The organism is Micromonospora sp. NPDC005215, from assembly GCF_040607915.1.
Lineage (GTDB): Bacteria > Actinomycetota > Actinomycetes > Mycobacteriales > Micromonosporaceae > Micromonospora.
Map to the genome: position 1 here is coordinate 84,193 of NZ_JBEXHQ010000007.1, position 12,234 is coordinate 96,426.

Genomic DNA, 12,234 nt, shown 5'->3' on the forward strand with positions numbered 1-12,234 from the left:
CTCAGCTCCAACATAACTAGGGAACACAGGGAAGTCAAAGAACGTTGTTAAGACATTCGAGTTGTGATCGAATTCGGGTTGCCGCGCGAGGAGTGACATGCCCGAATCAGCAGGATATCTACGCATCGCCGACGACGTCATGGCCGACGTGAGGTCGGGGAAGTTGAAGGCCGGCGAGCGGTTGCCGTCGGTAGCCGAGACACGCGCCGACTACGGCGTCAGCTATGGGACCGTGCAGTTGGCCTACGTTCGACTCGAAGCGCTGCGGGTGATCCGACGGCAGCAGGGCAAGGGCGTCTTCGTGACCGACCCGAAGATCTGGATGCGGGAGCCGTAGGTAGCGGGCCGGCTACCTATACGAGCCTTTTAGGTACCCCCGTCCCGTCGGCGGGACGACTAGAGTCGGCGCGTGATCGACCGGAAACTGCTCTTGTCCGACCTGCAGAAGCAGGTCAAGAACCTGGAAAAGGACCTGCGGGAGCAGGTCGAGTCGGTCGAGGAGGTGCGCCTCCGCCTGCGTGGCGAGTATGACCACGCCTTCAAGGTCGGACGCACCGCCGCCACCTGGACAGCCTGGCGGGACGAGCGCGTCACCCAAGCCGCCGTCGCCTGGGTGCTCGGCACCGTCTTCGTACGCTTCTGCGAGGACAACGGCCTGCTGCCCGACCCCTACCTGGCCGGCCCGGGGGACCGCCTGGTCCTCGCCGAGGAAGCCGAGGCGCAGTTCTTTCGCGAGCAGCCCGACAAGACCCTCCGTGACTGGCTGCACAAGAGCTTCGACGCAATCGCCAGCGCCCAGGCGGGCAAGTCGCTCTTCGACAAGCGGCACAATCCGCTGTACCAGATCCGGCTGTCGCACGACGAGGCAAAGAACCTCATCGCCTTCTGGCGTCGGCGCGGCGAGACCGGACTTCTGGTCCACGACTTCACCGACCCAGAGTGGGACACCCGCTTCCTCGGCGACCTCTACCAGGACCTCTCCGAGGCGGCCCGCAAGACCTACGCCCTGCTCCAGACCCCGGAGTTCGTCGAGGAGTTCATCCTCGACCTGACCCTGACTCCGGCGATCAACGAGTTCGGCCACGACGTGGTCAAGATGATCGATCCGACCTGCGGCTCGGGCCACTTCGTCCTCGGCGCCTTCCACCGCCTCCTCAACGAGTGGGAGCAACACGCCCCAAACCGCGACCCCCACGAGCGGGTACGCCTCGCTCTCGACGCTGTCCATGGCGTCGACATCAATCCGTTCGCAGTAGCCGTCGCCCGCTTTCGCCTCCTCGTCGCCGCCCTCGGGGCGTCCGGCGTCAAGACGCTTGCCGACGCCGGTGGTTACGTCTTCCCGATGCATTTGGCGGTTGGCGATTCACTCATCAAGCACAGGGCCGGAACCCTGTTCGGCGATGACCCAATGGTGGAGTTCGCCTACGCGACCGAGGACGTGCAGGATTACCCGGGCATCCTTGGCCCAGGCACCTACCACGTGGTGGTCGGAAATCCGCCCTACATCACCGTAAAGGACCGGAAGGTCGCCAACGCATACCGGGAAATGTACGACACTTGTTACCGCGAGTATGCGTTGTCGGTGCCATTCGCGCAGCGTTTCTTCGAACTGGCCAAAAACGGTAACGGCGAGGGTAGGGGCGCTGGGCAGGTCGGTCAGATCACAGCAAACTCGTTCATGAAACGCGAGTTTGGCAAGAAGATGATCCAGGAGTTGTTCGCCTTGCGTGTCGACCTAACCCACGTCATCGACACTTCTGGTGCTTTCATTCCCGGCCATGGCACCCCGACCGTTATTTTAGTCGGTCGCAACACCAACCGGAACCGGCAGGGCAGCATCCGCAGCGTCATGGGCATCCGTGGCGAACCGAGTGCGCCAGCGAACCCGAGTCAGGGACTCGTCTGGCGGGCCATTGTGAGTCAGCTCGATCGCCCCGGCTCGGAAAACCAATGGGTTAGCGTGGCGGACATCGGTCGCACCTCCTTCAATACACATCCGTGGAGTCTCGCAGGTGGCGGGGCAGGTGACCTGCAGATGTCGATCGAGTCGACGGGAAGCATGACCTTGGCTCTGGTAGCGGACAACGTTGGTTCCGGAGCCGTCACCCGCGAAGACAGCGCTTTTATGGTTGGCGGCGGGTTCCTTCGCAGACAAGGAGTGCCCGAGGCCCACCGGCGACCGATAGTCGAGGGTGATGTCACTCGCGACTGGATGGTGAATAACCCGGTCGAGTCGATCTGGCCCTATGACCAAGGTACTCTTAAAGCGGTCGTTGACTCGGTCGTACTGACCGCACTCTGGCCGCTTCGTCGAATTCTCATCGACCGAGTTGCCTACGGCAACGATCAGTTGGCTCGTGGGCTTCAGTGGTTCGAATATTCGATGTTTTTCACTAACCGGTATCGGACGCCGCTATCTATCGCGTTCGCCGAGGTCGCGACGCATAACCACTTCGTGCTGGACCGGGGTGGAAAGGTCTTCAAGCAGACCGCGCCTGTAATTAAGTTGCCGCACGGGGCGTCGAAGGATGACCACCAGAGGTTGGTTGCGGTACTCAACAGTTCGACCGCCTGTTTCTGGCTCAAGCAGGTATGCCACAACAAAGGCGAGGGTGGGGGCGCTCGAGTCGATGCCGGATATGCGGCAATGGGTAGCGAGGACTGGAAGAACCATTTCGCATTCAATGCAACAAATGTTCTACGATTCCCGCTGCCGTCGGCGTACCCCCTTGAACTGAGCCGCGAGATTGACGGTCTGGCGCAGCGGCTCGCCACGCTAAGCCCGGCGGCGGTCGCGGCCTCTGGTGTGCCCACCCGCGAGCGCTTGGAGTCAGCCGCTTACGAGTGGCACGCCGTACGAGGCCAGATGATCTGCTTGCAGGAGGAGTTGGACTGGCAGGTCTACTCGCTCTACGGGCTGCTGGACGAGGAGCTGACCGCGCCGGAGCGCGTCCGGCCGCCGATGCTCAGTCTGGGGGAGCGGGCGTTCGAGATCGTGCTCGCCCGCAAGGTGGCCGCCGGTGAGGCGGAGACGCAGTGGTTCGCTCGGCACGGGTCGACGCCGATCACGGAACTGCCGTCGCACTGGTCGAACGAGTACCGGGCAATCGTCGAGCGGCGGATCGAGGTCATCGAGGGCAACCGCAACATCGGCCTGATCGAGCGGCCGGAGTGCAAGCGACGTTGGGCCACCGACGGCTGGGACGCGTTGCAGCAGAAGGCGCTGCGGGACTGGCTGCTGGACCGGTGCGAGGCGCGGGAGCTGTGGTACCAGCACGTCGACGGTCTCGAACAGCCGCGCCCGCTGACCACCGCACAGCTCGCCGACGAGCTGCGCCGCGACGCCGACGTGCTTACCGTCGCCAACCTCTACGCGCCCGGTCAGGATGTCGGCAAGGTGATCGCCGACCTGGTCGCCGACGAGCACGTGCCGCACCTGGCCGCGCTGCGCTACAAGGACACCGGGCTGGCCAAGCGCGCCGACTGGGAGCAGGTGTGGGACCTGCAACGACAGGAGGACGCGCTGCCCGACGAGGCGGCGAAGCGGGAGTTCCGCAAGGGCATCCCGGTGCCGCCGAAGTACACCTCGGCGGACTTCCTCAAGACCAGCTTCTGGAGGCATCGGGGCAAGCTCGACGTACCAAAGGAGCGGTTTGTCTCGTACCCCGGTGCCAGCCGCGACGGTGACCCGTCGCTGCTGGTCGGCTGGGCCGGCTGGAACCACCGCGAGCAGGCCCAGGCCCTGGCCACCCTGATCGTGGCCCGCGAGCAGGAGGACGGCTGGGCCGACGACCGGCTGTTGCCGCTGGTCGCGGGGCTGCGCGAGATCCTCCCTTGGGTACGCCAGTGGCACGGCGAGTTCGACCCGGAGTGGGGCGCGTCGCCGGCCGACATTTACGACGGCTTCCTCGCCGAGACCACCAACCGCCTGCACCTCACCGACGAGGCGCTCACGTCGTGGCGTCCGGTCAAGGCCACCCGCGGCCGCAAGGCCAAGGTGTGACGACCGAGTCGGTGCCGACCAGCGTGTGGTCGGCCCAGGACGTTGCGGAGCTGACCGGGATGCTGGCGGCGCGCCGCTCCCGGCTGTGGCAGCTCACCCAGCCGGCCGACCTCGCGGCGTGGGTGTACGCCGACCCGCAGCCCGCGCCGCTGAACCCACCGCCGGCCGTCTTCGATGGCGACTGGGCCGATGGGCTGGACGAGCGGCAGCGCGCCGCGTGGGCCCTGGCCGGGTGGGTGGCCCGGATGGCGGTGCCCGAGGCGGCGCCGACCGTCGGCACGCACTGGCTGCTGTCGCGGTTGCAGAACGGCCACGCTCCACTGCTGCGGCTCACCGTAGGAGTGCTGGAAACCCTCGGCGTCTACGAGTCCGGCGAGGAGGTGTGGCTGCGAGTGGCGGCGGCACCGATCGGCCTTGCCATGGACGCGGGGGCCGCCGACCTGGAGGAGTGGGGACGGCGCGGCATCGACGTGGCAGAGGACCGGACGAAGACCCTCGCCGAGGAGAAGTTGCTTCTCACCTGCCCCGACATCGACACGGCGCGGTGGCTGCTGCGGCAGCCACCCGTGCTGGCTGCAGCCCGGATGCTCAACGCCTGGGTGGCGGCTGGCCCGTTCCCGTTCGAGAGCCGGTACCGGCCCGAGGTTGCCGGCCGTGCCTGGCTGGCTGCCGAGCACCTGGCCGCCGGTGCCGCGTCCGTTGCGGCCTGCGGGAATCGTGGCTTCGACCGGGAGTACGCGGGATCAGCCGCGCCGGTCGAGCTGCCGGCGCAGCGGTCGTTCGACGCTGACGCCTACCGCGCCGGCGTCACTGAGCACGATCGATTGTGCCGGGCGCTGATCGACCACCTCGACGCCGAGGGGGTACGGGCCGGTGCGGGACTGCACGACGTACTGGTGGATCTGGCGTGGCGCGACGCCGACGGGCGGCAGTTCGTCGCCGAGGTGAAGAGCGTGGTCGGGGACAACGAGGCGGAGCAGCTGCGGCTGGGCCTGGGTCAGGTCCTCGAATACCGTCATCGCCTCACGGCCCGCGGAGTTGTCGCGACGCCCGTACTGGTCGTCTCGAGGTACACGGACACGGCTTGGTCGGATATCTGCGCTGAGAACCAGGTCGTCCTCCTGCAGGGTGAGGATGCTGCGGATTGGGCGGCGAGTCTTCGATCCGCGGCGTGGGGCTCTGATCGTGCCGATGGTGATGTCAGCTTGGGGAGGGACAGGACGTGACCACTGTTGAGACGGCGCAGGTGCCGGTGTGGACACTGGCCACGGAGGCTGAGCATGTGCCGGACGTGCTCAGCGAGGAGGGCATGACGCCAGCCCGGCTCGCCGAGCTGAGAACGGCCCTGGCCACCCTTGCGAGATCCCCCATCGCCACGCTCGAGGCGCACCCGGTATCGACCAGACGCGACCGGAGCAGCGGGATCCCGCTGCACGCGACCAGCCCACTCGCTCAGCAGCTGTCGCAGCTCGTCACTCAGACGGCGAGGTCAGCGCCGCCGCTGAATGTGGCCACCTCAGGTGAGGTGCTGTACCGAATGGTGGTGCCGGCGAAGGTCGCCGCGCAGGTTGGTAAGGGACTCGTCCAACCCATGGCGTCCAGGGTAGCTGCGGGAGGCGTACGCAGCGCGTTGGTCAACTCCACCGGCATTGCAGCCCACGCCACATTTGTGCCCGTTGCTGGCAAGACCGCTGTTGCCGGGGCGGCGACCGGCTCAGCCGCCACGGCGGGTGTGGCTGCGGTCGGTGCGGGAGCGTTGACAGTGGCCGCGCCACTCGTGTTGATGGCCGTCGCAGTCGGCGTCAGCGCCTACGCCGATCAGCAACGTCAGCAGGCCATCGAGCGGATCACCGACCTCCTGGAGCAGTTGCACGAAGACAGCCTGGAGCGGGAACGCAACGCGTTGGACGGTTGCCGGGACGCGATCGACAAGGCGACGTCGGTCCTCCTCGACCAGGGCCGCGTCGGCCTGTCGTTGGGGCTGGATTCGTCGTCGTACGCGATCAACACGGCGATCGAGGGAACCAAGCGTCGGCTTATGAAGTGGCAACAAGCGGTTGCTGCGCTGCCCGAGGGTCCGATGGAACTCGGTGTGCTGACGAAGTCGTTCCCCGGCATCAACGAGGAGGGTGGCACCTTCCGCGCCCACCTGGAGTTGGCGCGACTCGCCATCGCGCTCAAGCGCCGAGTGCTCGTGCTTCAAGCGGTGGAGCATGCCCAACTGGCGGGTGCGGACAATCCGTTCAAGAGCTTCGTCGTGAGCCTGCAGGAGGATGAGCGCCGCATCGACGAGTTGGAGTCCGGCATCAACTCGGTCCTGCTCCGACTGTCGACTCTTGAGTTGAGGCGTCACGGCGGCATCCGCAACATCATGTTCACCCAGGGCGAGGTCGACGAGCTGCTCAAGGCGGCGTATCGCCTGCGCGCCTGGGGTGATGGGCTTGCCGTGGGCAGTCACCAGGCCGACGTGGCGATCGAAATCGAACGAGGCAGCGACGGGTCGATCGTGGTGTTCCCTGCCGTCACCGCCTGACGGCTGACCCATTTCGGGACTGCTGAGCACCTGTCACGTTCGGTAGGGTGATGCTTCCGTGGCGTGCGAGGGGATGCGACGTGGGAAAACCTGGCAGCGTCTTTTGTGTGGAAGGCCAGTGGGGCGACGACCTGGCTGAGCGCGGGTCGGTGCTGCCGACACTGGAGCTGCTGGAGCGGCTACGGCGGATTCGCTTCATCCACCGGGACGTGGCCACACCCGGCGAGCTGCGCTTCTATCTGGATCAGTGGCTGTCCCACAAGTACGCGGCGTACCGCGTCGGCATCCTTGCCATCGACGGTGGGCCGGGCACGTTGCGCCTGTCCAACCGGCACGAGCTGGATCTCGCAGAGGTGATGAGCTGGATCCAGGGGCGATGCGCCGGCAAGCTGCTCTACTTCGACTGCGGCACCATCCTCAGGGTCCCCGAGTCCACCCTCCACGACATCCTGGAGCAGACCGGGGCGGACATGGTGTGCGGGTTCACCAGGACCATCGACTGGGTCGAGTCCTCGGCGTTCGACACGGTCCTCGTGCCCCGGCTCGCGAACGGACGGAAGTCCAACAGCGTTGAGCAACTGGTGGGGTCCGCCCGGTGGGCTCCGCTGGCACAACACCTCGGCTTTCGCCTGCTCAGTCGACGTGGTGCGGTTCCACACATCCCCGCAATGCGCCAACCGGCGGACTCGGCGTCGGCATGAAGCATGGCGCCGACGCCGTGTTCGCGCCGCCCCCGCCCAATCTCCCAGTTCCGCCGGTACGGCAGATGACCAATGAGAAGTTGACGGATCTGGCCGCGGGTAGGGCTCCGTATCGGGGCAAGGCACTGTTCGAGCTGATCGGTCGGGCCCCTTCCGACGACGATGCGGCCACCCGGCTCGACCAGCTCAGTCGGCTACCGGCCCTGCGCGAAGACCGCGCATTTCACCTGGTCTCGCTCGCCTGGGCGGCAATCACCGGCCTGTTGGCCGCGGAGACCGCGCACGCACGAGGCAGGGCCTACGCCGCGTTCGGGGCACTCGATCGCACCGACCAGGCCAACTTCCTCGCGTACCTGGGAGTGGAACGGATCGAGGACGCACACCCGCGAGTCTGAGCGTGAGGCGGGTATTCGAGTTGGTCCGAGCCGGCGCGGTCAGGTGACGCCGGTGCGGGCGGCGAAGCTTCGTAGCCCGGGTAGCGCCTGGCGCCGGTCGGCGGTGAGTAGCGCACCGGTGAGCTGCTGAGCCCAGGGCCGATAACGGACCTCCTGGGGAGCCGTCTGCTCGGCGGCGAGCAGCGCCTGGTACGCCTCCGCGTGGGCGCCGCGGCCGAACAGGGCCAGCGCGACGTCCTCCCAGTACCGCGCCCGCCGCTCCACGTTGCCCAGCCGCTCCGGACGCAGTGCGCGGGCGTATTGGACCGCCGCGCCGAAGTCACCCAGTGTCCGGGCAACGCTGATTTTGTAGAGCGCGACGTCCACCCCCGCGAAGCCACTGTCGGGTCCGGCCCGACGGCTGGCCTCATCCGCCTCCGCCAGCAGCTCCCAGGCGGTGTCACGGCGGTCCGAAAGAGCGGCCGTGTACGCGGCTGTCGCCAGCAATCGTCCGTACGCGGAACCCTGCTCGATCGAAACCAAGCCGGTCGCCGCGTCGAGGGCCTGGGCAGCGCTGATCACCGTCTGCTCTGCCCGGACTCGGTGCCGGGTACGTCGTAGCACGATCGCGGAGATCCGCGCCGTTTCTGCGGTCAGGAGTGGATCGTCGGCTTCGCGTGCCGCCTGGCGTGCCCGGTCCATGGCTGACCACGCCATGCCGTCCTCGTGCAGCTTGATGAGCACCTGCGTGGTCAGGTGATAGGTCTCGGCCAGGGCGCTGGCTGTCGTCGGCCGACTGTCAATGTCGGCGGTGGTGTGCGCAGCCGTTGCCGCCGATACCAGCCCCGACAGCCGTGACGATAATCTGGTGTACCGGCAGGCGTGGAAGTCGCACCACGCGATGCCGAGCGCCGCACGCAGCCGAGTGGTGTCAACAGGACCAGTCGGGGGCGGGTCGTTCCCCAGCAGTGCGTCTTCCAGGCTGCTGACGACTCGGCCAGGTATCGCAGCCGGTCCGTCATCGGTGACGGGGAGGGCAGCGCCCACCATCCCCGCCAAGCCGCCGAGCACGTCACGTCGTCGCACCGGACCATCTCCCACCTCGCGCGATGGCTCTTCACCGTGGACCTTATCCAGTGAGCCACCGAGACGGTTGAATGTCCGGGCCTCTCCTCCCGCAAGTCCGAACAGCTCCGGCGGAATGTCGAATATCTCGGCGAGTCGACGCAGCACCGTGACGTCCGTGAGCGGCTGGCGGCCTCGCTCGATCCGAGAGAGAGTAGCCGCCGAGTATCCGCACCGCTGACCGGCCTCGGCCAGGGTGAGCCGAGCAGCAGTGCGGGCGACCCGAAGCAGCACGCCGAAGTCCCCCGTGGACGCCGCCTGCTTGGCCTCCGGCAGCTCATACCATCGACGGTCCGCAGCCATGGCGGCCTCCAGCCGGCCCCAGTTTCTACCTCGGCCAACTGTGCTGCGTGAATGGCGTCTCACGCAAGATGCTTTCGCAATCCGACGCGCCAGGTGACCGAAGACGGAAGTCCCTGCTGTGCTGAACGTGGCGGACATCAATTGCTGGGAGGCACCATGGGCGACTCGGAGAACTCGGTGCCGGACGACCGTCCGGCTACCTTCGTCGGTCGAACCCTGGCCCTCGGCGCTGCCTCCATCGCCGTACTTCTGGTGGTAGCACTCACTGGCGATGAAGGCACGGCGACCGCAGCGGTGGCCGCCGTCGGAGTCATTCTCACTGCGCTGGCCGGCCTCGCCGCCAGCCACACTCGTCCGGATGATCGGCGATGATGTCGCCAGCTCCGGCTCGTCGGGCCCTTCCTACCGCGCCAGCTTCGCACCGCCCAACTGCAGTAGCCGGACGACGAAGTCTGCCGCGTTTCGGGCCGCCAGCGCCTGTGGGGCGCTTTCCTTGTCCCGGCCCCAGTCGGAGATCCCCTTCACCAAAAGCCAGTCGGTCTTGGTGCGGGCGGCTGCAGCGTAGAGCCCAGCCAGCTCCATTTCTCCGCCGATCGCCTCCTCGTCCTGACGCTGCAGCCGCCCACGTTCCTCCGGGTCGTTGAGCAGAGTGTTGAGGGAGAGAACGGCCCCGAAACGCACGGGCGGGCCGGTCCACCCGTGCGTCGCTGCGCGCGCTCTGCTCAGCAGCGGGATGGCCGGTTCGGGCCGGGGACCGCGGTTGATCTCATGACGTTCCCCGTCCAATACCGTCACCTTGCGGTGGTCAACCGCCCTCAGTTGCGTCGAGACGATGAGGTCGCCGAGTTCCTGGTCGCCCCCGTCATATTTGCGTGACTTCAGGCCGTAGCAGACGCCGGTGAGGATCACCGCGTCCGGGGACAGGTGGTTGAGGAGTGCCCCGGCGGTGGTCGTCATTCCGTGGGAACTCACCGTGCCCTGTTCGCTGTGCGCAAGCACGATGTCGTTCGAGCCCAGTGCGCCGAGCCGGAAGACAGTGTGCAGGTCCACCTGTTCGGTTCTCGGTTCGGTGCACCCGCTCTGCTGGCAGACGGCCGCGATGGCGGCGTCCCGTTCCGTCTCGTTGACCACGAGCAGCAAAACTGTAGAGCGTGCGGCAGGTTCTTCATCAAGGTGGGCGTACATCATCTTCTTTTGCTCGTCTTGATAGCGGAGATGGCGCCGTAGCCCGGTGATCACACACGCCGCCAACACCGGCCCCAGAAACATGGTTGCCACACCGAGGCTGCGGGATTGCCAGGTGAGAGGCTCGAAGGACGAGGATTGCCAGCTGAGGCGGTGCAGTAACCACTCCGCTGCCTGGAGGAAGGTGACTGGCTGGCGCGAGCAACTCCCGTCCCCACAACTCCGTCGCTCGAGGACAGCGATGAAATTGGCCTGCATGCCGAGCACCAGCACTGTGGCCAGGCCCATCAACCGCAGCGCGCTGATTGGCTCGATGGCGTTGGTGGTCGGCGGCTTGACCTTTCGGGTCGGACGGTTGACGTACCAGTCCGATTCATCGACCCTGCGGAGCAGAGAAGATGCTCTCAGCACCTCCCGACCGGCCGCGTCGGTAACGCAACGAGCGTTGCAGGCCAGCAGAGTCGTGCCGTACGCGGCATTGGCGGTTAACTGGGCATCGAGCGCAGCAGCCCTATTTGCTGTCTGCTCCAACAGGCCCTCAACGGCCTCGGGGCGTGGGCTGTGGAGCAGGGTGACGACCCAGTGGTAACTGCGCAGTTCGTCAACAAGGAAGTCGCGGCCGGCGCCGCGACGGTAGCTGAATCGGCGGAGAAGCGACCACATCAGCCGTAGCGCGCCGACGCTCATCTGAGCCGTCACGTAGGCCATCGCCGCCAGTCCCATCACCAGTGCCGCCGTCTTGCCCCAGGGGGTGAACGCGACTGGCACGGCCACAGCTATGAGCAGCATCGCCGGTACGCCCAGGATTGCCAGATCCCACCAACGCACGACGAGCGCGAGTCCCCGAGGCGCTTTCGACCCTCTGGACCATTCTTGGACGCGTGCCGTCGGTGGCTCAACGACGGCGAACGCGTCCTCTGACTCCCAGACGAGTCGACTCTCCCTCCCGGCCAGGTAAAGCACCACGGATAACGGCGGTCGCGAGCGATGCATGCCCTGTCCCCCGGGTCTGATCACTCGAACGGCGTCGGTCGCCAATGAGGCTGCACGAACGCTGCGGGCAGCGCGGCGGCACTGCTCGAAACTCGGGGTGTCGTCCATCGTGGTAGTAGGCCCGGTCCGCTCTGGGGCTCGTGCGCCCTGTCATCGTTGACGTGCCGGCCGTCATGCATGGCACCGCTCTTGCCGTTGCGACCTGTCCGGCCTTGCGCCGCCGAGGAGGATGAAAGTCGTCAAAGTGTAGACGGTTCATGACTTCCGCCATTGTGATACACGAGCGAGTGCCAGCAGGTAGGAGGGTGTGCGTGGAGTTCCTGTGGGGAGTGCTCAGTTCGCTCGTGGCCAGCCTGATCGGAGTGGTAGCCGTCTGGTTCGGCTCGCAGCGGGTCCGTGGCTGGCTGGTCGCCTGGCTGTCTCGCTTGACGGGTGTCGGCGTCGTACGGATTTACGCGACCCAGTCGCTGGCCAATGCAGCGCTTGAGAATGATCTGCGGCAGGCCCGGTGGATCCGCGCCTTTGTCAGCCGTGGCAACGAGTTGACGAGGGACAGCTTCTCGGGACTCTGGGCGGGCGGTAGCAAGCCTGTCCAGGTCGACCTGCTGATCCCAGACCCGGAGGTTGCCGATGCGGACTCCTGGCTGGCCAGGCGCGATCTGGAGGTGGGCGAGCATGACCCGGGCTTTGGGGGAGGGCTCCTTGCGCGTCAGGTCAGGGCGAACATCGACTACCTTCGCGTGCGGACCGCCGGTCGGACCGAGATCCAGATTCGGCTTTACAATCTTCCTCATTTCGGGCGAATCATCGCTACGGACAACGTCGTCTATCTGACCGTGTACCAGGACACCGAGCACGGCCGCAATTCCCCGTGCCTGGTGTTCCGGCGGTCAAGTCCGATGTATGACCTCTGCCTGCGGCTCTTTGCCCTTGCCTGGTCGGACGCACGTTCTGCCTGATCGACAACACGGCCGGTTCGTGGCCGTCCGGACGGCCGATTTTGTCGCGACGCCGGTG

The 12,234-nt window shown here is 66.5% G+C and carries 10 protein-coding genes; 8 read left to right on the plus strand and 2 right to left on the minus strand.

Annotation, left to right across the window (positions count from 1 at the left end; genetic code table 11):
• The first annotated feature begins 97 nt into the window (after positions 1 to 97).
• From ABZU25_RS08575 to ABZU25_RS08600, 6 genes are all read left to right on the plus strand, one after another.
• Positions 98 to 337, plus strand: a complete 240-nt coding sequence (locus ABZU25_RS08575) for a winged helix-turn-helix domain-containing protein (RefSeq protein WP_355028691.1) — start codon at positions 98 to 100, stop codon at positions 335 to 337.
• 72 nt (positions 338 to 409) lie between these two features.
• Complete coding sequence (gene pglX, locus ABZU25_RS08580) at positions 410 to 4,003, plus strand: BREX-2 system adenine-specific DNA-methyltransferase PglX (RefSeq protein ID WP_355028692.1); 3,594 nt, start codon at positions 410 to 412, stop codon at positions 4,001 to 4,003.
• Positions 4,000 to 5,229 (plus strand): hypothetical protein, encoded by a 1,230-nt coding sequence (locus ABZU25_RS08585; protein WP_355028693.1) that lies wholly within the window; start codon positions 4,000 to 4,002, stop codon positions 5,227 to 5,229. The genes pglX and ABZU25_RS08585 overlap by 4 nt, the downstream gene beginning before the upstream one ends.
• Positions 5,230 to 5,285: 56 nt before the next feature.
• Entirely contained in the window at positions 5,286 to 6,536 is a 1,251-nt protein-coding gene (locus ABZU25_RS08590; RefSeq protein ID WP_355028694.1) for a hypothetical protein, read from the plus strand.
• 80 nt (positions 6,537 to 6,616) lie between these two features.
• A complete protein-coding gene (locus ABZU25_RS08595; protein ID WP_355028695.1) occupies positions 6,617 to 7,237 on the plus strand; it encodes a hypothetical protein in 621 nt (206 codons plus the stop codon).
• A 65-nt stretch (positions 7,238 to 7,302) separates the two neighbouring features.
• On the plus strand, positions 7,303 to 7,632 hold the full coding sequence (locus tag ABZU25_RS08600; RefSeq protein ID WP_355028696.1) for a hypothetical protein: 330 nt from the start codon (positions 7,303 to 7,305) through the stop codon (positions 7,630 to 7,632).
• A gap of 39 nt (positions 7,633 to 7,671) precedes the next feature.
• Here ABZU25_RS08600 and ABZU25_RS08605 read toward each other — a convergent pair whose 3' ends face one another.
• Complete coding sequence (locus tag ABZU25_RS08605) at positions 7,672 to 9,177, minus strand: helix-turn-helix transcriptional regulator (RefSeq protein ID WP_355028697.1); 1,506 nt, start codon at positions 9,175 to 9,177, stop codon at positions 7,672 to 7,674.
• Positions 9,178 to 9,195: 18 nt separating this feature from the next.
• Here ABZU25_RS08605 and ABZU25_RS08610 point away from each other — a divergent pair, with 18 nt between their 5' ends.
• Complete coding sequence (locus tag ABZU25_RS08610; RefSeq protein ID WP_355028698.1) at positions 9,196 to 9,411, plus strand: hypothetical protein; 216 nt, start codon at positions 9,196 to 9,198, stop codon at positions 9,409 to 9,411.
• Between the two features lie 30 nt (positions 9,412 to 9,441).
• On the opposite strand, the gene ABZU25_RS08615 is transcribed toward ABZU25_RS08610, so the two are convergent.
• Complete coding sequence (locus ABZU25_RS08615; protein ID WP_355028699.1) at positions 9,442 to 11,052, minus strand: hypothetical protein; 1,611 nt, start codon at positions 11,050 to 11,052, stop codon at positions 9,442 to 9,444.
• A gap of 476 nt (positions 11,053 to 11,528) precedes the next feature.
• Between ABZU25_RS08615 and ABZU25_RS08620 the strand changes: the two genes are divergently transcribed.
• Entirely contained in the window at positions 11,529 to 12,176 is a 648-nt protein-coding gene (locus tag ABZU25_RS08620; protein WP_355028700.1) for a hypothetical protein, read from the plus strand.
• The last annotated feature ends 58 nt before the right edge of the window (positions 12,177 to 12,234 follow it).

Bases quoted from the DNA above. Each gene is read 5' to 3' on its own strand.
- ABZU25_RS08610 (WP_355028698.1), top strand. From the start codon at position 9,196: ATGGGCGACTCGGAGAACTCGGTGCCGGACGACCGTCCGGCTACCTTC.
- ABZU25_RS08605 (WP_355028697.1), bottom strand. From the start codon at position 9,177: ATGTCCGCCACGTTCAGCACAGCAGGGACTTCCGTCTTCGGTCACCTG.
- ABZU25_RS08575 (WP_355028691.1), top strand. From the start codon at position 98: ATGCCCGAATCAGCAGGATATCTACGCATCGCCGACGACGTCATGGCC.
- ABZU25_RS08600 (WP_355028696.1), top strand. From the start codon at position 7,303: ATGACCAATGAGAAGTTGACGGATCTGGCCGCGGGTAGGGCTCCGTAT.